This is a genomic window from Stenotrophomonas sp. YJH_SMC_79, assembly GCF_059367995.1.
Genome location: NZ_JCAFRK010000004.1, coordinates 267,019 through 288,841 on the forward strand (window position 1 = coordinate 267,019; position 21,823 = coordinate 288,841).

General features: G+C 67.7%; 22 protein-coding genes. 12 read left to right on the plus strand and 10 right to left on the minus strand.

Features of this window, described 5'->3' with window-relative positions:
• Positions 1-91 precede the first annotated feature (91 nt).
• Together AC5P57_RS16575 and AC5P57_RS16580 are read right to left on the minus strand one after the other, a co-directional pair.
• Positions 92-1,048 (minus strand): FecR family protein, encoded by a 957-nt coding sequence (locus AC5P57_RS16575; RefSeq protein ID WP_262235039.1) that lies wholly within the window; start codon positions 1,046-1,048, stop codon positions 92-94.
• Positions 1,049-1,130: 82 nt separating this feature from the next.
• Positions 1,131-1,634: an RNA polymerase sigma factor gene (locus AC5P57_RS16580; protein WP_262235038.1), complete on the minus strand. Its 504-nt coding sequence runs from the start codon at positions 1,632-1,634 to the stop codon at positions 1,131-1,133.
• 185 nt (positions 1,635-1,819) lie between these two features.
• Between AC5P57_RS16580 and AC5P57_RS16585 the strand changes: the two genes are divergently transcribed.
• From AC5P57_RS16585 to AC5P57_RS16600, 4 genes are read left to right on the plus strand one after another with little or no spacing between them, the layout of a single operon-like run.
• Entirely contained in the window at positions 1,820-3,763 is a 1,944-nt protein-coding gene (locus AC5P57_RS16585) for a TonB-dependent receptor domain-containing protein (RefSeq protein WP_495219670.1), read from the plus strand.
• A 2-nt stretch (positions 3,764-3,765) separates the two neighbouring features.
• Positions 3,766-7,674 carry a cobaltochelatase subunit CobN gene (gene cobN / locus AC5P57_RS16590; RefSeq protein WP_262235036.1) on the plus strand — a complete coding sequence of 1,303 codons (3,909 nt, stop codon included), beginning with the start codon at positions 3,766-3,768 and terminating at the stop codon, positions 7,672-7,674.
• Complete coding sequence (locus AC5P57_RS16595; protein WP_099554013.1) at positions 7,671-8,147, plus strand: MotA/TolQ/ExbB proton channel family protein; 477 nt, start codon at positions 7,671-7,673, stop codon at positions 8,145-8,147. The genes cobN and AC5P57_RS16595 overlap by 4 nt, the downstream gene beginning before the upstream one ends.
• Complete coding sequence (locus AC5P57_RS16600; protein ID WP_099554015.1) at positions 8,147-8,470, plus strand: DUF2149 domain-containing protein; 324 nt, start codon at positions 8,147-8,149, stop codon at positions 8,468-8,470. Before AC5P57_RS16595 ends, AC5P57_RS16600 begins: the two co-directional genes overlap by 1 nt.
• A 26-nt stretch (positions 8,471-8,496) precedes the next feature.
• Here AC5P57_RS16600 and AC5P57_RS16605 read toward each other — a convergent pair whose 3' ends face one another.
• Entirely contained in the window at positions 8,497-9,423 is a 927-nt protein-coding gene (locus tag AC5P57_RS16605) for a LysR family transcriptional regulator (protein WP_099554018.1), read from the minus strand.
• 150 nt (positions 9,424-9,573) lie between these two features.
• Between AC5P57_RS16605 and AC5P57_RS16610 the strand changes: the two genes are divergently transcribed.
• The 4 genes from AC5P57_RS16610 to AC5P57_RS16625 all read left to right on the plus strand — a co-directional run bounded on the left by AC5P57_RS16610 (position 9,574) and on the right by AC5P57_RS16625 (position 12,370).
• Positions 9,574-10,440 carry a pirin family protein gene (locus AC5P57_RS16610; protein ID WP_262235035.1) on the plus strand — a complete coding sequence of 289 codons (867 nt, stop codon included), beginning with the start codon at positions 9,574-9,576 and terminating at the stop codon, positions 10,438-10,440.
• A gap of 72 nt (positions 10,441-10,512) precedes the next feature.
• A complete protein-coding gene (locus AC5P57_RS16615; RefSeq protein ID WP_142806106.1) occupies positions 10,513-11,193 on the plus strand; it encodes a hydrolase in 681 nt (226 codons plus the stop codon).
• Between the two features lie 52 nt (positions 11,194-11,245).
• Positions 11,246-11,887, plus strand: coding sequence for a hydrolase (locus AC5P57_RS16620; RefSeq protein ID WP_099554024.1), 642 nt, complete (start codon positions 11,246-11,248; stop codon positions 11,885-11,887).
• Between the two features lie 84 nt (positions 11,888-11,971).
• Entirely contained in the window at positions 11,972-12,370 is a 399-nt protein-coding gene (locus AC5P57_RS16625) for an OsmC family protein (RefSeq protein WP_099554026.1), read from the plus strand.
• 34 nt (positions 12,371-12,404) lie between these two features.
• On the opposite strand, the gene AC5P57_RS16630 is transcribed toward AC5P57_RS16625, so the two are convergent.
• The 6 genes from AC5P57_RS16630 to AC5P57_RS16655 all read right to left on the minus strand — a co-directional run bounded on the left by AC5P57_RS16630 (position 12,405) and on the right by AC5P57_RS16655 (position 19,189).
• Entirely contained in the window at positions 12,405-12,734 is a 330-nt protein-coding gene (locus AC5P57_RS16630) for a hypothetical protein (protein ID WP_005409871.1), read from the minus strand.
• Positions 12,735-12,832: 98 nt separating this feature from the next.
• A complete protein-coding gene (locus AC5P57_RS16635) occupies positions 12,833-14,578 on the minus strand; it encodes a putative porin (RefSeq protein WP_495219671.1) in 1,746 nt (581 codons plus the stop codon).
• 42 nt (positions 14,579-14,620) lie between these two features.
• The gene (tolA, locus tag AC5P57_RS16640) at positions 14,621-15,286 is read right to left on the minus strand and encodes a cell envelope integrity protein TolA (RefSeq protein WP_129550516.1); all 666 of its coding nucleotides are present in this window, start codon (positions 15,284-15,286) and stop codon (positions 14,621-14,623) included.
• 39 nt (positions 15,287-15,325) lie between these two features.
• Positions 15,326-15,739 carry an ExbD/TolR family protein gene (locus AC5P57_RS16645; protein ID WP_005409874.1) on the minus strand — a complete coding sequence of 138 codons (414 nt, stop codon included), beginning with the start codon at positions 15,737-15,739 and terminating at the stop codon, positions 15,326-15,328.
• A 10-nt stretch (positions 15,740-15,749) separates the two neighbouring features.
• Positions 15,750-17,534, minus strand: a complete 1,785-nt coding sequence (locus AC5P57_RS16650; RefSeq protein WP_262235033.1) for a DUF2341 domain-containing protein — start codon at positions 17,532-17,534, stop codon at positions 15,750-15,752.
• Positions 17,535-17,572: 38 nt separating this feature from the next.
• On the minus strand, positions 17,573-19,189 hold the full coding sequence (locus tag AC5P57_RS16655) for a ShlB/FhaC/HecB family hemolysin secretion/activation protein (RefSeq protein WP_262235032.1): 1,617 nt from the start codon (positions 19,187-19,189) through the stop codon (positions 17,573-17,575).
• A 201-nt stretch (positions 19,190-19,390) separates the two neighbouring features.
• On the opposite strand from AC5P57_RS16655, the gene AC5P57_RS16660 reads away from it, so the two are divergent.
• Complete coding sequence (locus tag AC5P57_RS16660; protein WP_262235031.1) at positions 19,391-19,726, plus strand: hypothetical protein; 336 nt, start codon at positions 19,391-19,393, stop codon at positions 19,724-19,726.
• Between the two features lie 100 nt (positions 19,727-19,826).
• On the opposite strand, the gene AC5P57_RS16665 is transcribed toward AC5P57_RS16660, so the two are convergent.
• Entirely contained in the window at positions 19,827-20,276 is a 450-nt protein-coding gene (locus tag AC5P57_RS16665) for a general secretion pathway protein (RefSeq protein ID WP_142806112.1), read from the minus strand.
• Positions 20,277-20,391: 115 nt separating this feature from the next.
• Between AC5P57_RS16665 and gspH the strand changes: the two genes are divergently transcribed.
• From gspH to AC5P57_RS16680, 3 genes are read left to right on the plus strand one after another with little or no spacing between them, the layout of a single operon-like run.
• Entirely contained in the window at positions 20,392-20,838 is a 447-nt protein-coding gene (gene gspH / locus AC5P57_RS16670; protein WP_134529343.1) for a type II secretion system minor pseudopilin GspH, read from the plus strand.
• The gene (gene gspI, locus AC5P57_RS16675; RefSeq protein WP_262235030.1) at positions 20,835-21,197 is read left to right on the plus strand and encodes a type II secretion system minor pseudopilin GspI; all 363 of its coding nucleotides are present in this window, start codon (positions 20,835-20,837) and stop codon (positions 21,195-21,197) included. The genes gspH and gspI overlap by 4 nt, the downstream gene beginning before the upstream one ends.
• The gene (locus AC5P57_RS16680) at positions 21,194-21,808 is read left to right on the plus strand and encodes a prepilin-type N-terminal cleavage/methylation domain-containing protein (protein ID WP_262235029.1); all 615 of its coding nucleotides are present in this window, start codon (positions 21,194-21,196) and stop codon (positions 21,806-21,808) included. Before gspI ends, AC5P57_RS16680 begins: the two co-directional genes overlap by 4 nt.
• The last annotated feature ends 15 nt before the right edge of the window (positions 21,809-21,823 follow it).

Genomic DNA, 21,823 nt, shown 5'->3' on the forward strand with positions numbered 1-21,823 from the left:
TATACCTCTATAGACAGCGGGGCACTGCGGGTGCCCACGGTTTTTTCATGTTTTTTTCATCTGGCGGGCTGCGCGCTGCGCCGCAGGCACCTCACCACACCACCAGCACGCCACCGGGCAAGCGCTGCACGCGCAGTCCCGCCTGTGCGGCCACCGCTTCAATGGCCGTCTCCGGCTGCTGCAGATGGAACAGGCCACTGACCCGTACGTCCGCGCCCTGCCCGCCCAGTACCCACACCGGAGCACGGCGGTAGCGCGCCAGATCGGCAATGGCCTGCGCGGCCGGCCGGTCGTCGATCACCACCTCGCCCCGCCGCCACGGCGCCACGGCATCCGGATCGGCCTGCCGCAGCGGCTGCAGCCAGCGACCGTCACGGAACACCCGTGCCTGCCCGGCATGCAGGCGCTGTACGCTGCCATCGCCAGGGCGCACATCCACTACACCCTCACTGACCCGGGTCACGACCGTGGTGTCCTGCATCGACACGCTGAAGGCGGTGCCGATGTCACGGATCTGGCCACCGCCGGCCTCGACCTGGAACGGTCGCTGCTCATGCGCCACCTGGAACCAGGCCTGGCCGCGCAGCAGGCGCAGGTGCCGCTGCTGGCCATCGAACTCAACCGCCAATGCGGTGCCCGCATCGAGTACGGCGGTGCTGCCGTCCTCCAGCTGCACCACGCGCGGTGCATCGCTGCTGCGCAGGTCACTGCGTGCCAGCAGCAGCGCGTGTGGCGCAGCGGCAACCATCAGCACCACTGCGGCTGCACTGGCCAGCAGCCACGGCAAGCGCCGACGCGGTGCGATCGGGCGCAACCCTTGGCGATCAGCCGTCAACCCGGGCAGCGCGGCCAGCACGTCGGGCCCGGCGGCATCCAACCCTTGCCAGAAGGCCTGCTGCTGGCGCCAGGCCAGCGCATGGCGGGGATCGGCCTGCAGCCAGCGCTGCAGGGTTCGTTGCTGGCGTTCCGGCAGCGGGCCCGCACTGCACTGGATCACCCAGCGCAACGCCTGCCTGGCCTGACGCGGCGAGGGTTCGGACGTGGTCATGGTTGTGGCCTGCCGCACCACGAACGGGTGCGCCTTCCTGTTGTGACAACGGCGGGCGCGATCTGCCCACGGCAATCGCCGCTCATCGATGCATTCCCTGCTGGTGCTGCTGGATCAACAGCGCCGCGCGCAGCACATGCTTGCCCACCAGGCTCTTGGAAATACCCAGCCGGGCGGCGATTTCGCGCTCACTCAGGCCCAGGTAGCGGTTGAGCACGAAGCACTCGCGCACCTGGGCCGGCAGCGCGAGGATGGTCTGGGTGATCTCGCGCAGCTGCGCCTGGTCCAGCGCCTGCGCCTCGCCATCGCGACTGGCCTCGGCCATGTCGAGGGCGTACTCGGCCATCGCACGCCGCTCGCGGGCCTCGGACTGGCTGCGGTTGAGCGCGTGGTGGTAGGCCATCCGGTACAGATAGCCGCGCGGCTCCAGGATGGGCGGATCGCCGGGCACGCTGCTGGCCTTCAGGTACAGGTTCTGCAGGGTGTCCTCGGTACTGGCCGGGTCGAGATAGCGCGCGATGAAGCGAGACAACGCACGGCGCTCGCGGATCAGCAGCTCGACCAGCGCCAGGGCATTGGGAGACATAGGTGCCAAGGCCGGACCGGGGAATGATGGGCGTGATGGCGACGGTCCGAGCCGGAATTGTAGGCGTCCGGCCGCGATACCGCACCCCCGTTCAGCGATGTCGCCACAGGCAGGACCTTCGGCCTATGAAGATTTCGTGAAGACAATGCTATGTTATATCGTCACATTCGTAGCAACCCCTTCCCATGTCCCGTTCCCTCCCCGCCCGCTGCCTGTCCGGCGCGATTCTCCTTGCCCTGGCGCCCACACTGGCAGCGGCGGCCGACGCCCCTTCGCAGCTGGATCCGATCGTGGTGACCGCCACTGCCACCGATCGCCTGGCCAGCGACGCGCCCGCCTCCATCAGCGTGATCACCCGCGAGCAGATCCAGCTGCGGCCGGTGCTGGACCTGGCCGACGCACTACGCGGCAGCCCGGGCGTGACCGTGGCCGGGGTCGGCTTCGGCCGCCGCGGCATCCGCATCCGCGGCATGGACCCGGGCTATACGCTGGTGCTGCTGGACGGCCAGCGCGTCAGTGCGTCGGCCGATGCCATCGCCCACTCGGATTTCGATCTGGGCTGGCTGCCTGCCGCCGCGATCGAACGCATCGAAGTGGTACGCGGCCCGATGTCCTCGCTGTACGGATCGGAGGCACTGGGCGGCGTGATCAACGTGATCAGCCGCCGCGCCACCGACGATTGGCAGGGCAACCTGGTCTACAACGCCGGTGTGGTTGGCGGTGACCGCGGCGGCAATACCGCACAGGCCGGCTTCTATGCCGGCGGCGCGCTGCTGCCGGGCACGCTGGGCCTGAGCGTGTTTGCCGAACACCGGCAGAAAGACGCCACCCGCGATCCGACCGACGACCGGCTGGACGAACAGGAGGGCCGGCGGGTCAATACTGGCCGCGCGGTGCTTACCTGGACCCCGGACGCGCACCAGCGCATCGACCTGTCACACCTGCAGGGCAGCGAGGAGCGCCGCCGCCATGCGCTGCAGGCCGGCGCCGCACCCTACGTCTACGAGACCATCGACGACATCCGTCGCCGCCAGACCACACTGAGCCACCAGGGCGAGTGGGACTGGGGGCAAACCCGGGTAAGTGCCTACCGTGCCACGCTGGACCGCGACAACCGTCGCGACCGCGGCGACGCCTCGCGGCCGCAGCAGCTGACCGACCAGATCGTCGATGCACGCGCGACGGTTGCACTGGGTGCACGCCACCGCGTCAGCATCGGCGGCGAATGGCGGCGCCAGGAACTGGACGATGCCGCGGGTGCGCGCTCCGGCCACCTGCAGTCCGACCAGAGCGCGGTGTTCGTGCAGGACGAGATCCAGGTCAGCGACGCACTGTCACTGGTGTTCGGCAGCCGCGGCGACCGCCATCCCGAGTTCGGCTGGCACCACAGTCCGCGCGCCTATGCGGTGTGGCACGCCAGCGAAGCACTGACGATCAAGGGCGGCATCGGCAGCGGCTTCAAGGCGCCGAGCCTGAAGCAGCTGTCGCCGGAATACTCCGCGGTAGGCGGCGGTGGGCGTTTCACCATTGTCGGCAACCCGCAGTTGAAGCCGGAGCAGAACACCAGCGCCGAGTTGTCGGTGGCCTGGCAGCAGCAACGCTGGTCGCTGCAGGCCACCGCCTTCCAGAACAACCTCAAGGACCTGATCCAGACCACCTGCGTGCGTGCCTGCGGCGAGCGCGGTCGCGAACTGCGCAACTACACCAATGCGGCCCGTGCCCGCATCCGTGGCCTCGAGCTGGCCGGTACCGCGCCGATCAGTGAGCACCTGTCTTTCGAGGCGAACTGGAGCTGGCTCGACCCACGCGACCGTCAGACCGACCAATGGCTGCCGGAGCGTCCGCGCCGTAGCGGTGCAACTGCGCTGAACTGGCAGCGCGGACCGCTGCAGGCTGCGGTACGTGGCGAGTACATCGGCCCACAGCAGCAGGTGGCCGGCAGCAGCCAGGTGACCCTGCCCGACTACTGGCTGTGGTCGCTGGACGCGCGCTGGCGCGTGACCGCTGCAGTGAGCGTGGTGGCCGGCATCGACAACCTTGCCGACAAGCGGCTGGACGAAACCGGTGCGCTGTACCCGTACCCGGAAACCGGCCGCTACGTGCATGCCGGCATCGAACTGGCCTTCTGACCATGCGCAGCGGGTGGACATGGCTGCTGCTCGGGTGGCTGATGCTTGCCGCATCGGCCCGTGCCGAGCCCGAACCCTTGCGGGTGGAGGTGGTCAGCAGCAGCTTCGTGTTGCCTGGCAGGATCGCCCGCCTGGATGCGCTGGGCGCGCCCGCAGGGGTGCGCTTCCAGCAGCGCGTGGTGGACCCGGCGGCCACGCTGCCCGCTGACTGGCCGGCAGGCGCCGACCTGGTACTGCTGGATACGCCGCGACCGACCGATGTCGAACAGGTCATGGCGGTGGTCGACGGCCCCCTGCAGAAGGGCAAGGTGCCGTGGCTGCGCGTGGGCGGCGGTGCACCGGCCTCCGGCCACCTGCCCGCCGAGGTGGCGCGCAGGATCGCCGGTTACTACGGCAACGGTGGCGAGGCCAACATCCGCACGCTGGCGGCCTACCTGCAGGCGTGGCGCAGCGGTGCCGGGACCGACGCACTGCCACTGCCCCAGGTGCTGCCGGTCACCGGCTACAGCACGGGCGGCAGCCAGTGGCTGGACACCCCGCAGGCGTTGCAGGCGCAGTGGCAGCACCGCGATCAGGCGACGTGGCCGAAGGTGGCCGTGCTGATCTCCGGAAGCATGCTCAGTGGCATGCAGACCCAGGTGCTGGACGCGCTGATCGAGGCAGGACGCGCGCGCAGGATTGCGCTGTTCGGGGTCTGGTTCGACGCGACCGCCGACGACGGCCTGCAGCAGGCGCTGCGCGGCATCGAGGTGGATGCGCTGGTCAATCTGACCCATCTGCAGAACGGCAGCGCGCGTGCCACCGAGTTTTCCGCGCTGGACGTGCCGGTACTGCAGGCACTGAACCATCGGCAAGGTGATGCCGATGACTGGCGCGCGGCGACCACCGGCATCCCGATGGCCACGCTGGCGACCTTCGTCGCCGTGTCCGAAGCCTGGGGCGCCAGTGATCCGATCGTGGTCTCGGCCAATGCGCGCGGTGAACTGCAGCCGATTCCCGAACAGATTGATGCACTGGCTGCCAAACTGCAGCGGCTGGCCGCGCTGCGCCACACCGCCGCGGCCGACAAGCGCCTGGCGCTGCTGTTCTGGAATGCGCCGGATGGCGAACGCAACCTGTCCGCCTCGCATCTCAACGTGCCGCGCAGCATCGAGGCGCTGCTGCCACGGCTGGTACAGGCCGGGTATTCGACGCAGCCGGTGGATGAGACGACCCTGATCGAACGGCTGCAGGCGCTGCTCGGTGGTTACTACCATCCGGAGCGATTGGACGCGCTGCTCGATGCCGGGTTGGCCGATACCCTGCCGGTGGCGGACTACCGCCGCTGGCTGGCCACCCTGCCCGCTTCGCGCCGCGACGAACTGCGCGCACAGTGGGGCGATCCTGCACACCACCCCGCGGTACGCCAGCGGCACGGACAGGCCGTGTTCGTGCTGCCGCGCCTGCGCCTGGACAACCTGCTGCTGATGCCGCAGCCGCCACGCGCGGGCCGCGTCGGCGAGGCCACCCACGATACGGCGTCGGTGCCGAGCCACTACTACCTGGCGGCGTACCTGTACCTGCGCCAGCAGTGGAAGGCCGACGCGCTGATCCACTTCGGCACCCACGGCACGCAGGAATGGACCCCGGGCAAGGATCGCGGCCTGTGGGCGGCCGACTATCCGTGGTTGGCAGTGGGCGAGCTGCCGGTGTTCTACCCGTACATCCAGGACAACGTCGGCGAGGCGATCCAGGCCAAGCGCCGTGGCCGTGCCGTGGTGGTCAGCCACCAGACTCCGCCGTTCGCGCCGTCCGGGCTGTACGACGAACTGCGCGACCTGCACGCGGTGGTGCACGAACTGCAGCAGCTGGACCAGGGGCCAGTGCGTGATGCCACCGCCGCACGCCTGCGCACCCTGGCCACCGATAGTGGCATCGCCGCCGACCTGGGCTGGAGCGCGGTGGACATGCAGGCGCGCTTCGACAGCTTCCTGCCGGTGCTGCATGACCACCTTCATGAGCTGGCACGGCGCAACCTGCCGCTGGGGCTGCATACCTTCGGCCAGCCGGCCTCGCCCGAGCACCGCCTGCTGATGGTGATGCAGCAGCTGGGTCCGGACTATCTGAAAGCGCTGGGCGAGGATCCGATGGAGGCCACTGCGGTGGACTACCGGCAGATCCAACAGGGCCTCGGCTATCGCACGCTGCTGCACCATCTGCGCGAAGGTGCGCCGATCAGCAGCGTCGCCAACCCCGATCTGCGCGCAGCGCTGCAGCATGCCGTGCAACTGGATGCTGCTCTGGCCGATACGCAGGAGATCGAATCACTGCTGCACGGCCTCGCTGGCGGCTTCGTGCGGCCCGGCGCCGGCGGCGATCCGATCCGCACGCCGGAACTGCGCAGCGGCCGCAACCTGTTTGCGTTCGAGCCGGACCGCATTCCCACCCGCGCAGCGTTCGACACTGGCGAGCTGGCCCTGCAGCAGCTGCTGCAGGCCTATCGTGATGATCACGATGGCCAGCTGCCACGCAAGCTCGCCATCAGCCTGTGGTCGAGCGAGGCCATCCGCCATCTCGGCGTGCTGGAGGCACAGGTGCTGCACGCGCTGGGCCTGCGCCCACGCTGGGACAGTGGTGGCAAGGTGATCGCGCTGGACATCGTGCCCGACGCGGACCTGCAACGCCCGCGCATCGATGTGGTGATCCAGGCCACCAGCGTCTACCGCGACCAGTTCGATCCGTTCCTGCGACTGCTGGCTGGCGCCATCGAGCAGCTGGCGGCGATGCCGGCCTCGCCCTGCAACCCGATTGCCGGCAATGCACGGGACGTGCAGCAGCGCCTGCAGCGCGACGGCATCCCTGCGGAGCAGGCGCAACGCCTGTCGCGCCTGCGCATCTTCAGCAATGCGCCGGGCGAATATGGCAGCGGCCTCAATCATGCCGTGCTGGCGCGCGGCGGCACGGCGCGCAAGGACGATGCGGCGCTGGCGAGCGGTTTCCTCGATCGCCTGCAGCACGGCTACGGCAGTGACGGTCAGGCCACCACCCTGCCCGGCGGCAACCTGTTCGCCGAACAGCTGCGCGGTGTGCAGGCGGCGGTGCTGTCGCGCTCCTCCAACACCCATGGTCTGCTCAGCACCGACCACCCCTTCGAGTATCTGGGCGGGCTGGCGCTGGCCGTGCGCCACCTCGATGGCGCCAGTCCGGCGCTGTACGTCTCCGACCTGCGCGAACCGGCACCGCGCACGCGCAGCACCGCACGCTTCCTCGCCGATGAGCTGCGCGTGCAGACGCTCAACCCGCAATGGATCGGTGCGATGCAGGCCGAAGGCTATGCCGGCACGCTGGAAGTGCTGAAGAACGTCGACAACCTGTTCGGCTGGCAGGTGACCGCGCCCGAGACTGTCCGCGCCGACCAGTGGCAGGCGGTGCATGACACCTTCGTGCGCGACAGCCGACAACTGGGCCTGGCGCAGTGGTTCGAGCAGCACAACGCCAGCGCGCAGGTGCAGATGATCGAGCGCCTGCAGGAAGCAATCACGCGCGGCTACTGGCAACCCGATGATCGCACCCGTGCGGAGCTGCAGGTGCGGCTGCAACAGCTGCAGGCTTCGTCAGCGTCGGAACCGGCACCGCCGCAGGCACATGCCGGCTATGGGCTCGGCCGCGCGGCGGCCGCCACACCGGCACCCGCTGCTGCCGCCACCGCTGCCCAACAACCCGCCACCGTCGAACCGGCCGCCACCCCAGCGCCCAAAGTGCGAGGCCAGGTGATGCGGCGGGTACCGCCGCCGACGCCGCACTCGCCTGCCACGCACTGGGCACTCGCCGTGCTGCTGGGCCTGCTTGGCGCAGGCGCCGCGCTGCAGGCACGCCGCAACGCTCGGCGCGCCAGCCCTTCCCATTCCCCTTCCAACACGGCTTCCGCATGAACGCGCTTGAATCCACGCTCTACGATCTCTCCCACCTGTTCCTCGCTCCGGTCCTGCTGCTCATCCTGCTGTCGCTGGCCTACGCCTTCCTCAGCTTCGGCGCCTTCCTCTGGGAAGGCCTGCAGCGCCGGCGCGGCCGCCACCGGCCCGAGCTGCTGGCCTGGCAGGCCCGCCACGGTGGCAGCAGTGACGACCTGGAACTGCATATCCTCAAGCGCCTGGAAGGCCTGCGCATCGTCTCGCGCACTGCGCCGATGCTGGGCCTGGTCGCAACCATGATCCCGATGGGCCCGGCGCTGCTGGCGCTGACCCGCAGCGACGCGCAGGGCGTGGGCGAGAACATGGTGGTGGCCTTCTCGTCGGTGATCCTGGCCCTGGTCGCCGCCAGCCTGACCTATCTGGTGCTGACCGTGCGCCGGCGCTGGCTGCTGCAGGAACTGCGCATGTTCGAGCGCCTGCAGGAGGCGAACTGATGCGCTTCCTGGATGACGACGAAGCCGACGACCCGATCCTGTCGGTGGTGAACCTGATCGACCTGTTCCTGGTGGTCACCGGCATCCTGATGATCGTGATCGTGCGCAATCCGCTCAATCCGTTCACCAGCCAGGACGTGACCGTGATCGAGAACCCCGGGCAGGCCAACATGCGCATCACCGTCAAGCAGGGTGAGGAACTGACCCGCTACCAGTCCACCGGCGAGATCGGCGAGGGTGGCGGGGTCAAGGCCGGCGTGACCTATCGGTTGCCGGACGGACGCATGGTGTACGTGCCCGAGGGTGCTACCCCGGTCCAGTAGATCCACGCCATGCGTGGATGGAAGACCTAGGGTTCTTCCAGCGCCTCGAAGCGTTCGGCGAGGTAATCGATCAGCGCACGCACCGCAGGCAGCAGGCCGCGTCGCGACGGGAACACCGCATGCACGATGCCGTGCTTGGGCACCCACTCCGGAAGCACCGGCACCAGCGCACCACTGGCCAGTTCGTCGCTGATCATCATCCGCGGCAGCATCAGCAGGCCCACCCCGGCCACCGCGGCGGTGCGCAGCGCGATCATGTCATCGCTGACCAGTCGCGGGCGATGGTGCACGCTGGCCAGCACGTCGTCCGGTCCGGTGTATTCCCAGACATGCTGCTGGCTGGGCGATGCCAGATCTACGGTGGGCATCATCGCCAGGTCGGCCGGCACCTGCGGCGTGCCCAGCCGCTGCAGCAGCGCCGGACTGGCACTGGTACACCAGACCCGGCGCGCCAGCACGCGCACCACCAGGTCGCTGTCCTCCAGTGGCGGCGGCCGCACCCGGATCGCCACGTCCACGCCCTCGCCCACCACGTCCACGCGCCGGTTGGTGGCGTCCAGCTGCACCGTCACCTGCGGGTGCAGGGCGAGGAAGTCGGCCAGCATCGTGCCGATGCGTGCATGCAGGATCGCGATCGGGCACGCCAGGCGGATCGTGCCGCGCGGCTCCGCACGTGACATCGCAATCGCTTCTTCGGCCGCCTCGGCCTCGACCAGCATTGCCTTGCAATGGCGGTAGTAGTCCTGGCCGACCTCGGTGACCGAAAAACGCCGGGTCGAGCGCTGTATCAGGCGCACGCCCAACCGTTCCTCCAGCAGCGCGATGCGCCGGCTCAGTTTCGACTTGGGCATGGCCAGCGCCCGGCCGGCCTGCGAGAAGCCTCCGTGCTCGACCACCATGGCGAAGTAGAACAGGTCGTTGAGGTCACAACGGCGGATATCTGCGATGAACACGGGGCGATCTCCTGCGGCCCATGGCCTGCGACCATTGTTCACCAGATAGGACTATGACGGCAAATATTGGCGTCTACCGGCCTTATTGTCGCGGCGATATCGTCTTCGCAACGAAGAACAGCGGCCGGCAACCCCGGCCAGGAGATCGCCATGAAGCGTGTCACCGGTACCTACAGCGCCCCCCGCCCGCACTGGGTGGGTGACGGATTCCCCGCCCGCTCGATGTTTTCCTACAACACCCACGGCCAGCACCTGAGCCCGTTCCTGCTGCTGGACTATGCCGGCCCTTACAACTTCCCCCCCAGCGACACCCCGCGTGGCGTCGGCCAGCATCCGCATCGCGGATTCGAGACCGTCACCATCGTCTATGAGGGCGAGGTTGCCCACCGCGATTCAACCGGCGCCGGCGGCACCATCGGCCCGGGTGACGTGCAGTGGATGACCGCGGCCTCCGGCATCCTCCACGAGGAGTTCCACACACCGGAGTTCAGCAAGCGGGGCGGCACGCTGGACATGGTCCAGCTGTGGGTGAACCTGCCGGCGCAGGACAAGATGGGTGCACCGGGCTACCAGACCCTGCTCGACGCACAGATCCCCTCGGTTGAACTGCCTGAAGGCGCCGGCCGCGTGCGTGTCATCGCCGGTCGCTTCGACGGCCACGTCGGTCCGGCGCGCACCCACACGCCGATGGATGTCTGGGACATCCGCCTGCGGCAGGGCCACCACGCCGAACTGCCGGTGGCCGATGGCCGCACGCTGGCGCTGGTGGTGCTGAAGGGCACGGTGCGGATCAACGGCGGCCAGCCGGTCGGCGAGGCACAGCTGGTCACCTTCGACCGCAGCGGCGAGGACGTGTTCGTCGACGCCGACAGCGACGCCACCGTGCTGCTGCTCAGCGGTGAGCCGATCGACGAGCCGGTGGTGGGCTATGGCCCGTTCGTGATGAACAGCCAGGCCGAGATCGCGCAGGCGGTCAACGACTTCAACAGCGGCCGTTTCGGCCAGATCGCGCACTGATCATTTCAATGCGGCGGGCACCGGCCCGCCGCACCTTCCGGGCCATCGCCCACCTTCTCCAGGAGACTGACCATGAGTACCCCCGCCAACTTCAACGGTGCCCGCCCGGTGATCGATCCGGACAACGCCGCGATGCTGCTGATCGACCATCAGAGCGGCCTGTTCCAGACCATCGGTGACATGCCGTTCACCAGCGTGCGCGCCCACGCCACCGCACTTGCCAGGATGGCCACGCTGGCAAAGATGCCGGTGATCACCACCGCCTCTGTTCCGCAGGGCCCGAACGGCCCGTTGATCCCGGAGATCCACGATGCGGCCCCGCATGCCCAGTACGTGGCGCGCAAGGGTGAGATCAACGCCTGGGACAACCCGGAATTCGTTGCCGCGGTGAAGGCCACCGGCCGCAAGCAGCTGATCATTGCCGGCACCATCACCAGCGTGTGCATGGCCTTCCCGTCGATCGCCGCCGTTGCCGATGGCTACCAGGTGTTCGCGGTCATCGACGCGTCGGGTACCTACTCGAAGATGGCCGAAGAGATCACCCTGGCCCGCGTGGTCCAGGCCGGCGTGGTGCCGATGGACACCGCCGCAGTGGCCTCGGAGATCCAGCGCACCTGGAACCGCGACGATGCCCAGCAGTGGGCCGAGGTCTACACGAAGATCTTCCCGAACTACCAGCTGCTGATCGAAAGCTACCTGAAGGCGCAGGACGTGCAGAAGAACCACGAACAGCTGGATTCGCAGCGCAGCTGAGCTGCCCCGGTTGCCAGCCGATCCTCGGCACTCCCCGAACAGGAGACCCACCATGTCCAGTGAACCGATCCGCGACCCGGCCAGCGATCATCTGCTGACCCCGCAGAATTCCGCCTTCATCATCATCGACTACCAGCCGGTGCAGGTGAACTCCATCGCCTCGATGGACCGCCAGCTGCTGGTCAACAACATCGTCGGCACCGCCAAGGCCGCGGTGGCCTATGGTCTGCCAATCGTGCATTCGACGGTGAACGTCAAAACCGGCCTGAACAAGCCGCCGATTCCGCAGCTGCGCAAGGTGCTGGGTGACTACCCCACCTACGACCGCACCACCATCAACGCCTGGGAGGACGTCGAGTTCCGCAGGGCGGTGGAAGCCACCGGGCGCCGCAAGCTGATCATGACCGCGCTGTGGACCGAGGCCTGCCTGACCTTCCCGGCCCTGGATGCGTTGAAGGAAGGCTATGAGGTGTATGTGGTGGTTGACGCCGTCGGCGGCACTTCGCTGGCGGCGCACGATGCGGCACTGCGCCGCATCGAACAGGCTGGCGGCCAGCTGATCAGCGTGCCGCAGCTGTTCTGCGAACTGCAGCGCGACTGGGCCCGTTCGGAAACGGTGCCGGCCTTCATGAACCTCTTCATTGAAACCGGTGGTACGGCGGGCATCCAGTTCTCGTACGATCGTACCGAGTGATTGGGTGGCGGCGCCGGCCCTGGCTGGCGCCGCCGTTGGGATTGGTCGAGCATGGCTCGACACTACAGACAGATGGAGAGCGCGATGGCCTACGCACGCATTGTTTCGACCGCCGACAACTACCTGCACCACATCAGCAATGGCACATTCGCTGTGGCTGCGGACGAGCCCGCCTCGCTGGGCGGCCAGGGCAAGGGTTTCGCACCGTTCGACCTGTACCTGGCCTCGCTGGCGGCGTGCACCGCCATTACCCTGCGCATGTATGCGCAGCGCAAGGGTTGGGAACTGGGCGAGTTCCATGCCGAGCTGCGCTCGGAACGTGACGAGGATGGACGCTTCCACGTGCACCGCGTGCTGCATGCAAGCGCCGCGCTGAGCGACGCGCAGTGGCAGCGACTGCTGGAGGTAGTGGAAAAGACCCCGGTGACCCTGGTGATGCGCGAGGGTGCACGCATCACCAGTGAACGTGGGAGTGCAGCGTAACCCCATCCACGCATGGCGTGGATCTACATAAGGCTCAGCGCCGTGAATGCAGCACGGTGCGCTGGCGCATCGCGTTGAACTCCTGCTCCACCTGCTGGATATCCTCGGCCTGGAAACCGGCCGCATCCAGCAGCTGGTCGGCGGCGGCGGCCGCCAGCGGATCATCGTCACGCTGGCGCCAGCAGCGCGCCGGCAGGAAATAGCCCACTTCGCTGCGCCCGCGCATGATCACCACCGGCCGGCCTGCATACAGCAGGAATTCGGCCAGGTGCTGGCGCAGGCCTTCCACGGAAACATAGGCGGGTCCAACGCCCAGCATCTGGCTGGACGGTTCGGGACTCTCGAACAGCTTGCGACGGCTCATCCACTCCTCCTTTTGAACAACGCGTGGTCTCCTTTCCTTAGACGGGCGCATCGCTGCGCCCCCGCCACGCACTACGTGATCCGCATCACGCCCGCCACTCAGAACCCGGTGTTGAACTCCAGCTGGAAGACATCGATCGACAGCGGCGCGCCGGACACTTCCCTGGCCGCCATCCACTTGCCGCTGATCCAGCTGCGCGCGTCCAGCGCGTAGGCACCGCCCACGTAGTAGCCGCGGGCGTTGGTGCCACCGAGATGGAAGTTCGGATCGTTGTAGGCATCCGGCAGCGCATCGGCCTCAATGTGCTTGTAGCCCAGCAGCGCCTGCCACTGGCCCTTCTCCTTCAGATCGGTGGCACCGAAGGTGGCCTGCACCATCCATGCGGTGTCGCCGCTGCGGAAGGTATCGATGCCGACGGTATCGCCGGCGCCGTAGTTGTTGACGATGCCGTTCTGGGCGCGACTGAACATGGCCTGCTTGTCGTAGGCCAGGTTGCGGATGTAATCGCCGTCCAGGCGCAGACCGATGCCCTGCGCCAACTGTGTATCCCAGCGCAGGTTGAGCGTGGCCAGGCGGAATGCCGAAGCCAGGCCAACATACTGCGGCGTCGGCGTACCGGCCGGGTCCTCCGGATTGCGCGCGATGTTGCGGATCAGCATCAGCGTGTTGCCCTTCTGCATGAACGCCGGACGCGACCAGTCGGTGTCGCACCCCACTGCACCCGAATACAGCGAGCACGTTGAGGACAGCCGGCCGCTGATGTTCTTGAAATCGTAGTAGGCCAGCGCGGCACGCAACGCATTGTCATCGTTGAAGCGCCAGTTCACGCCCACCTGGGCGCCGGACAGCCACTTGTTCTCGTTCGGGGTCTTGACCTTGCTCTGGCTCGGCGAACTGTCGGAGGTGTACTCCAGCGGCACAACCGCGAGGTTGCCGAACAGGTCGAGGTCCCCCCCGTTGAAGTCGTACTTCAGGTTGGCGGCCAGGCCATCGAAGTTGAGGTCGTTGGAGAACAGCGTGTCGCTGGTCCAGAACGGATTGCCGAAGCGGCCACCACGCACCGTCACCCAGTCGGCCGGGCTGTAGGCCAGCCAGGCCTGGTCCAGCCACACGTCCTTCTTGCTCAGGCCGCCACCCAACTGTTCGGTGGTCGACACCGGGCCATTGCTGCTGCCGCTGGCCAGGCGCACGCCGGCCGTGGTGTGCTGGCCAATGGTGGCCTCGATGCCCAGGCGGGCACGGATGCGCCACAGGTTGCGGCGGTCCTGGCGGGTGTTCAGCAGCGGCGGCAACTGCAGGTTGGTGTTGGTGTTGGTGTCGAAGCCGTTGCCGGAATTGATCGACGCCCAGTTGCTCACGATGTCGCTGTTGCGTTCGGAGAAGAAGCGCGACTCGCTGCGCACGCGCATGTCACCGGTGACCTTGATGCGTTTGGTCCATTCGGCCACTTCGTTCGGTGCCGCCCAGCCCTCGGCCTTGGCCTGAGCCATCACGTCCTGGCGCACTTCGTCACGGATGCCGTCGCGCACGCTCTGCGGCACGTAGGGCACACGCACGTCTCCGGCTTCCAGGGCCACGCCACCACTGGCGGTCGAGGGCGCGGCGGCTGTACTGCGCTGGGCGGCCGCTGCTTCGGCCTCGGCCTGCACCAGCAATGCCTGGCCGTCTTCGGGTTTCAGTGCACCGCTGGCGATCAGGCCCTTGATCAGCTTGACCATGGTGGTTTCGGCGGCCATCGCACCGGCCGGGGCGGCCAGGCTGAGCAACACGGCGCAGCACAGCAGCGCCCGTCGGGCCGGCCGCGGGCGGCGGGAGTCGGTTCGTGCGCGGACGTGGTCGTTCATCACGGTTCTCATCGAAAGAAGGGAAATCACGGAGGTCGGGAATCAGGCCCCGGGCCGGCGGCCCTGGATCAGCACGCGAGCGGGAAAATCGAGCGACGGCGGCGGTGCCTGGTCGACCTTGCCGATGCGACGCAATGCATCGAGCACGGCCGCGTCGGCCTCCTCGTTGCCACTGCCGCGCACCAGCTCGACCTTTTCCAGGCGGCCATCGTTGGACAGCCACACATTCACCTGCAGCTGGAACGCCAGGCGCTTGACCTTGTCGTCGCGCGAGATCGCCTGCTGCATCAGGTAGCCGAGGTAGCGCCCATAGGTGGCATTGCCGGCGCCACCACGGCCAACGCCGGACGAACCGCCACCACTGCCGGACTGGATACCGAAGTTGTCACCACCGGCCTGCGCATCGGCGTTCATCGTCACCGGATCGGCATTGTCCGGCGTCGGCGTCGGCTCTTCCGCCGGCGTCGGTTGATCCAGCGGCTCCGGCTCGGGAATGGTCTCTTCCGGTGGCGTTTCCGGTTCCGGCGGTTTTTCCGGTGGCGGCGGTGGCGGCGGAGGGGGCGGTGGCAGCGCCAGCATCGGCGGCTGCACCACCGGCCGGCGGGTGCTGGCGGTGTCCTTGAACAGCATCCACCACACGGCGATGCCGAGCACCAGCAACGCGGCCAGCACCAGCGCGACGGTCACCAGCAACGGGCGACCGCGCATGCCGGGCTCCGGCCGAGGGGGTTGATGGGCCGTCATGCCTCAGCCCTGCGCCTTGCCGGTGACCAGGCCGACCTGGGCCAGCTCCAGCCGCCGCAGCAGGTCCAGCACCTCGACCACGCGGGCGTACTGCACCTGCGCATCACCACGCACGATCACCGGGAAATCCGGCGTGGTCGCGCGCTCGGTGCGCAGGCGGTCTTCCAGTTCGGCCATCGTCACCGGGTAGGCATCCAGGAACACCTGGCCACTGGGGTCGATGGTGATCGCCTTGGTCTTCGGCTTCTCCAGCGCGACGCTGTTGCTTGCCTTCGGCAGGTTGACCTCGATGCCGGGGATGGAGGCGTTGCTGGTCAGGATGAAGATCACCAGCACCACCAGCAGCACGTCGACGAAGGGCGTCACGTTGATGCCCTTCTCGCGCTTCTTGATGCCGAACTTCGCCTTCTGGCCCATGGCGCGCCCCTCAGCCCTGGACCGCGGCCGGGCCGCGCCCGTCCTGCTCTTCGGCCAGGCGCGCGGCGAACTCGTCGATGAACACCGCCATGTCCGCGCCGATCGCTTCGGCACGCGCGCCCAGGTAGTTGTAGCCGAACAACGCCGGGATCGCGACGCCGAGGCCGGCTGCGGTACACAGCAGCGCCGCGGCCATGCCCGGCGCCACCGAGTTGATGTCCACCGCGCCAGCCATCGCCGCCACCACGAACACCAGCATGATGCCGATCACGGTACCGAACAGGCCCACGTACGGCGCGCCTTCGATGGTGGTCGACAGCCAGTTCATGCGCCGTGCCATCGCTTCCTGCTCGCGCACCATCACCGCATCCATCGAAGCGCGGATCGCCGCAATGGTGGCGCCGCTGAGATAACCACTATTGCCGTCGCGCTGGTGGCGCTGCTGCATTTCATCGATCGCCACCTGGTAGATGCGCCACAACGAGCCGTCATGCATCGCGGTCGGTGCCTTGCCCTGGCGGTCCATGTCGGACAGGGTGCGCAGCGGCACACCAGACAGCTTGCCGAAACTCTCGGTGAACACTGCATTGGCCTTGCTGGTACGGCCGAAGTGCCTCCCCTTGGCAATCATGATCGCCCACGACAGCAGCATCATCAGGCCGAGGATGGCGACCACCACCCAGGCGTCGAACGGCATCGCCTTGAGGATGAAGGCGAAGTGGCTCTGCCCGGCGGATTGCTCGTCAGCGCCGTAGCTGATCAGGCGCGAGTCGGCGCCCTGGGCGGTGGCATCGGCCAGCAACAGTGCCGCCGGTCGTGCCACGCGCGAGATACGCAGCTCGTCCAGCGCGCCCTCGAAATTGGCGAGCGGCTGCACCGCGCCCGGCGCATCGGCGCCCACCACCGGGGCGGTGGTCAGCGCCGGCAGCTCGCCGCTCAGCTGGGCAACTACGCGCCCATTGAGGTACAGCCGCAACGCGCCCTTCTCTGCAGTCAGTGCAACGTGCGCCCACTGCCCTTCCGGAATCGGCTGCGCCGGCGTGCTGCGCTGGCCATTGAGCTGCACGAACGGCACCCGGTTCTCGATGCCCAGCACCAGTTCGGACGCACCGTCACGACGCGCATAGATCGCCTGCGCAGCGTTGTTGCTGCCCGGCTTGATCCAGGCCGAAACGGTGAACGGCGCGCCCGCTTCCTGTGCAAGCGATGCACTGGCCGGCAGCGGCAGCGGGCCTGCACCCAACTGAACGCCGCGGCCGATCACCGAACCTTCAGACGGCGGCGCCACGGCACCGGCGTTGTTGCCATAGGCGGTGGTGTCGCGTGCCGGCGCATTGGCCTCGGCGAAGTGGTAGACCAGCGTGTAGTCCGGATCGAACACCTGCTGGCCATTGCCGCTGGCCGGGGCCTTTTCGTTGCCGTAGTACATCCAGATCGTCTGCGGCGCGGCAGCACTGACCGCCGGCACGTCCACCCAGACCAGCGCGAGGCCAAGCTTGGGATCAAACTGTTCGATCTGGTGGGCCAGCACGGTGCGACCATCACCCGAGACAAAGCGCAGGTCGTTGCCCGCGTCCTGGGTACCGTCGAAACCGAAGTTGCCGGTATGCAGGCGCAGCAGCAGCGGCGTGCGGCCGGGGTCACCGGCCAGGCCCGCGCCCTGCGGGCCGGCATCGACGGTGATCGGCTTGCGGTACTTCCATTCGGCCTGCCACCAATTGGCATCGGCCGCAGCGGCCGGCAGCGCAACCAGCGCGGCCAGCAGCAACAACATTCGGGAAAGCAAACGGTCCATGCGAAGGGTCTCCGGAGAACGCATGTTCAAGGGAAGGGTCAGTAACTGGTGCTGATGTTGAAGTGCAGGCGCGGGTCGTCCTTGCGCGTGACCGGGCCATCGGCATAGGGCCAGGCGTAGTCCAGGCGCAGTTGCAGGTGTTCGCCCAGGCGCAGCTGCGCGCCCAGGCCGACCGAGGCCAGGTTGTACTTGTCACGCTGCTCGGGCAGCGGCTGACGCAGGCGCAGGTAGGCTGCGTCGGCAAAGCTGTAGACACGCAGGTCGGTGCCGCTCCACAGCGACCATGCCGGGGTGCGCCATTCCAGGCTGGCCAGGCCGCCGTAGTCGCCGATCGCTTCGGCCGACAGATAGCCGCGCACGGTATACATGCCACCGGCGGCGAACTGCTCGGCCGACACCAGCGGCGCATCGGTCAGCTGCAGCGAGCCACGCGCATACCACTGCCAGTCATTGCCAAAGGTGTGGGTGTTGGCCACGTCGGCCTTGAACGCCACGAAGCTCGGATCGGCCCAGAAGCGCTTCTGGCCGAAGGCGGTCGCGTTGCTGCCGTAACCGAACAGGCGGCGGGTACCGGCCACCAGCTGGGTGTTGATGCTCAACTGATCCTGCTCACCCTGGCGCACACCGACGAAGGCAAGCGTGATCGGCGCGTACTTCAGCGGCGTCTTCAGGTTGTCCTTGCCCATCCAGGTGTCCTCCTCGGTGTCCTTGAAATCCACACCGAGGCTGAACTGGCGCCACCATTGGCTGCTGCCGGCCACGCGATAATTCAGCTTGACGCCGATCGAATGGCCGTTGCCGATCACGTTGGTGCCGCTGCCGGCGCCGCCCTGCCCGCCCGCGTTCAGCACACGGCTGTCGGACTTGTAGCCGGAGGCTTCCAGGCTCCACGGCGTGCCTTCGAACGGCATCGTGTACGAGGCCGAGATCACCTTGGCCTGCTTTGTATCTTCGGGCGCCAGGTACACGCCGATGTTGGCGCTGTGCCCGCGCTTCCACAGGTTGTCGTAGGCCAGCGATGCACTCAGGCGCAGCTTCTCGGTGTCGGCGCTGTGGTCGTTGTTGAGTGACGCGCTGGCACGCCACGGCGACTTCTCTTCGACCTGCAGGTCCACATCCATGGTGCCCGGCACCTGACCCTCCCGCACCAGCGGCATGACCTGGCGTCGTCCGCCCTCATTCAGCGCGGTCAGTTCCTTCTGCGCCTGGTCGAAGTCCGGCACCTTGCCCTCGGCAAGTGCCGGTACGCGTTCGCGGATGCGTTCGGGCGATTCGTGCTTCGTGCCCACGACCCGCAGCTGTCCGATCGGCGTCTGCTGCACCTTCAGCAGCACCACGCCACCACTGACCTGCTGCTCGGGCAGCTCGACGTAGACCGACTGGTAGCCGGCCTGCTGGTACAGCGCATTGACAGCATCGCGTGCCTTCTCGACATCGGCCAGGGTCTTGCCCGGGCCCAGGAAGGGCTCCACCGCGCGTTCGATCTGGCGCGGATCGAGCACGGTGTTGCCGCGCACGATGTATTCATTGATGTTCACGCTGGGCGCAGGCGCCGCCTCCTGCGCGAACAGCGGCAGCGGCAGCGCCACCAGGGCCAGCACCAGCGGATGCAGGCGCAGCGGAAGGCAGACGGCTCGGCACGGAACAGGAGTCATCGAAGGCATCGCGTCGTATCGAAGGGAATGGCCAGGGAGCGGCGCGTGGGTCTACCAACAGGACGTGTACGTCGCGTCAAAGCCGCCAACAGTTTTGTGACAGCACTGTCATCTTTTGACAGCGCCGCAACGCCAGCAGGCGGACCCTGCCTTCGCCACACGTCTTCATTGCAGAACGTCGATTGCTGCGGGAGATTCAAGATGCGTGAATCCTTGCGGGCGGGCCTGCGCGCCGCCCTCGCGCTTGCGCCACTACTGGCGTTGTTCCCGGTTCGTGCCGACGAGGCGAAGAAACAGGAGGACGCCGCGCCCTGCATCGAAGTACAGGTCAATGGCGAGCGCATTCCGGCCTGGGACTGCCTGCAGCGCAAGTTGGCGCCGGCATCGAAAGCGGCGAAGTCACCGGCATTGCCAGAGGCCGAACGGCTGATGCGGCAACCGGGCAACCAGCTGATGCAGTACAACCTGGAAGGCACGCGACAGCGCATGGGCGATGCCTTTGGTCGTTCGGTGATACCGCAGCGACCGGCGCGATGAGCCTGCGCAACCGTAGAGCCGAGCCCGCGCTCGGCAGGATTCCATAGCGTCGAGTCATGCTCGACTGTTCTTCCATATGCAGCCGAGCGTCGGCGCGGCTCTACGGGGCAGCCGGCACGATGCCATCGGTCGGCACCGGCGGCAGCTCGGGCACCGGCAGGCTGCGCGATTGCCCGGCCTGGTTCAGTTCCACCGCACTGGCACTGATGCTGGCCAGCACCGTGCAGGGTCCGAGGCGTTGGCCTGGCGCATACGCTTCCGCGGGCCGGCCGTCTACCGACAGCAACGCCAGCGGCGCGTGTTCACCGGCCATCACACCGAGCACCACCACCTCGGTCTGCACCGCCCCGGGGGACAGCAGCCGTACCAGCGGCAGGCTGGCCACTGCATCGAACATCGGCCGTACCGGCGCCTCGGCTTTCGCCTCGCTGGCCGCGGCCGCTGGCGCCACCGCAGACAGGGTGACACCCCAGTAGGTCACCACGGCCAGCAGCAGCGTCGCCGCCAGCAGGGTCAACATTCGATTGCGATCCCAGCGCCTGCCATCCATGTTCCGCACCACCGCCACGTTCGTGTCCGCCTACGCTAGCAGCTGTGGCTGACGCTTTTGTTTCATCATGCTGGCCTACGCTGGCAGGTATCGACCCGGACAGGAGGCAACGTCGATGCAGCGCGTGCCGCGTGGTTTCACCCTGCTGGAACTGATGGTGGTGCTGGTGATCATCGGCATCTGCACGGCCGGGATCGGGCTGGGCCTGGGCAGCCTGCTCGACCCGAGCCGGCAGCTGCGACAGGAAGCCGAGCGGTTGGCGCAGCGCCTGCAGGTGGCGCGCGATGAGGCGCGCATCGATGGTCGCACCCTGCGTTGGCAGGCCGACGCCAACGGCTATCGTTTCAGCCGCCGCGAGGGCAACCGCTGGGTGGCCGTTGAACGCGATGATCTGCTACGTCCGCAGAAGTGGCAGGCAACGGGCATCGCGGTGCAGCCCGCCAACCCCATCGAGCTGAGCCCGGAGTGGATCGGTATCGCCTGGGAGCTTGGATTGTCGCTGGATGGCCGCAAACTGCGTCTTCGTGATGATGGCAGCGGACAGTTGCAGGTCGTGCAATGAAGCAGGCGGCACGCGGTTTCACCCTGATCGAAGTGCTCATCGCGCTGGCGATCGTGTCGATTGCACTGGCGGCGGTGATGCGCTCGGTGGCGGTGGCGACCGACGATCAGTCGCGCCTGCGGGATCGCCGCCTGGCACTGATGTGCGCGCAGGACCGCTGGCAGGAACTGCGCCTGGGCGGACAGGCACCGCAGGATGCACGACAGCGCTGCGTGCAGGGGCGCAGCAGCTTCCTGGTGCTTCAGCATCTGGGCACAGGCAACGACGGGCAGCCACAGCTGGAACTGAGCGTGGTTGCCGAGGACGCGCCGCGGCAGTCACTGGCGCGGATGCAGCTGCCTTGGACGGCGGTGCCGTGAAGCGTGCCGCGCACGGCTTCACCCTCATCGAGGTGATGATTGCGATCACCATCATGGGCGTACTGGCACTGATCTGCTGGCGGGCGCTCGACAGCGTGGCCAGCAGCGACCAGCGCCTGCGCCGGGCAGATGCCGAGACCACGACGGCGCTGCGCGTGCTGCAGCAGTTCCAGCGCGATATCGAAATGCGCGCAGACGATGCGCTGATGAATGGCGCAGTACGCCCCGCGGACCAGCCTCAGCGCCTGCTCCCCCCTTCACTGGTGAGCGAACGGCATACGGATGGAAGCTTCGCGCTGGAGATCACCCGCAACGTGGGCAGTGATGGCCTGCGCTGGCAACGGGTTCGCTGGTGGCGGCAAGGCAATACGCTGTGGCGGGCCAGTGGTGCGGCCACGGACCGGTATCCGCTGCCGGCGCCGGATCTGTCGAAGGGAATTGCGGTTGCGCGCGATGTGCAGCGGTTCGACGTGCGGGCGTGGCAGCCGGGTGCCGGGTGGGCGGTGTTGCCCAGCGACGACGACGTGCTGCCGGCCACCGGACTTGAGCTGCGGCTGGGGTTGCGCGATGGGCGCGGGCCCTTGAGTTACCGGCAGGTGCTGGAGCTTTAGGCATCGTTCGTGGCA

Excerpts from the sequence above, each read along its gene's own strand:
- AC5P57_RS16575 (WP_262235039.1), bottom strand. The coding sequence starts at position 1,048 with ATGACCACGTCCGAACCCTCGCCGCGTCAGGCCAGGCAGGCGTTGCGC.
- AC5P57_RS16580 (WP_262235038.1), bottom strand. The coding sequence starts at position 1,634 with ATGTCTCCCAATGCCCTGGCGCTGGTCGAGCTGCTGATCCGCGAGCGC.
- AC5P57_RS16585 (WP_495219670.1), top strand. The coding sequence starts at position 1,820 with ATGTCCCGTTCCCTCCCCGCCCGCTGCCTGTCCGGCGCGATTCTCCTT.
- cobN (WP_262235036.1), top strand. The coding sequence starts at position 3,766 with ATGCGCAGCGGGTGGACATGGCTGCTGCTCGGGTGGCTGATGCTTGCC.
- AC5P57_RS16595 (WP_099554013.1), top strand. The coding sequence starts at position 7,671 with ATGAACGCGCTTGAATCCACGCTCTACGATCTCTCCCACCTGTTCCTC.
- AC5P57_RS16600 (WP_099554015.1), top strand. The coding sequence starts at position 8,147 with ATGCGCTTCCTGGATGACGACGAAGCCGACGACCCGATCCTGTCGGTG.
- AC5P57_RS16610 (WP_262235035.1), top strand. The coding sequence starts at position 9,574 with ATGAAGCGTGTCACCGGTACCTACAGCGCCCCCCGCCCGCACTGGGTG.
- AC5P57_RS16615 (WP_142806106.1), top strand. The coding sequence starts at position 10,513 with ATGAGTACCCCCGCCAACTTCAACGGTGCCCGCCCGGTGATCGATCCG.
- AC5P57_RS16620 (WP_099554024.1), top strand. The coding sequence starts at position 11,246 with ATGTCCAGTGAACCGATCCGCGACCCGGCCAGCGATCATCTGCTGACC.
- AC5P57_RS16625 (WP_099554026.1), top strand. The coding sequence starts at position 11,972 with ATGGCCTACGCACGCATTGTTTCGACCGCCGACAACTACCTGCACCAC.
- AC5P57_RS16630 (WP_005409871.1), bottom strand. The coding sequence starts at position 12,734 with ATGAGCCGTCGCAAGCTGTTCGAGAGTCCCGAACCGTCCAGCCAGATG.
- AC5P57_RS16635 (WP_495219671.1), bottom strand. The coding sequence starts at position 14,578 with ATGAACGACCACGTCCGCGCACGAACCGACTCCCGCCGCCCGCGGCCG.
- tolA (WP_129550516.1), bottom strand. The coding sequence starts at position 15,286 with ATGCGCGGTCGCCCGTTGCTGGTGACCGTCGCGCTGGTGCTGGCCGCG.
- AC5P57_RS16645 (WP_005409874.1), bottom strand. The coding sequence starts at position 15,739 with ATGGGCCAGAAGGCGAAGTTCGGCATCAAGAAGCGCGAGAAGGGCATC.
- AC5P57_RS16650 (WP_262235033.1), bottom strand. The coding sequence starts at position 17,534 with ATGGACCGTTTGCTTTCCCGAATGTTGTTGCTGCTGGCCGCGCTGGTT.
- AC5P57_RS16655 (WP_262235032.1), bottom strand. The coding sequence starts at position 19,189 with ATGACTCCTGTTCCGTGCCGAGCCGTCTGCCTTCCGCTGCGCCTGCAT.
- AC5P57_RS16660 (WP_262235031.1), top strand. The coding sequence starts at position 19,391 with ATGCGTGAATCCTTGCGGGCGGGCCTGCGCGCCGCCCTCGCGCTTGCG.
- AC5P57_RS16665 (WP_142806112.1), bottom strand. The coding sequence starts at position 20,276 with ATGGATGGCAGGCGCTGGGATCGCAATCGAATGTTGACCCTGCTGGCG.
- gspH (WP_134529343.1), top strand. The coding sequence starts at position 20,392 with ATGCAGCGCGTGCCGCGTGGTTTCACCCTGCTGGAACTGATGGTGGTG.
- gspI (WP_262235030.1), top strand. The coding sequence starts at position 20,835 with ATGAAGCAGGCGGCACGCGGTTTCACCCTGATCGAAGTGCTCATCGCG.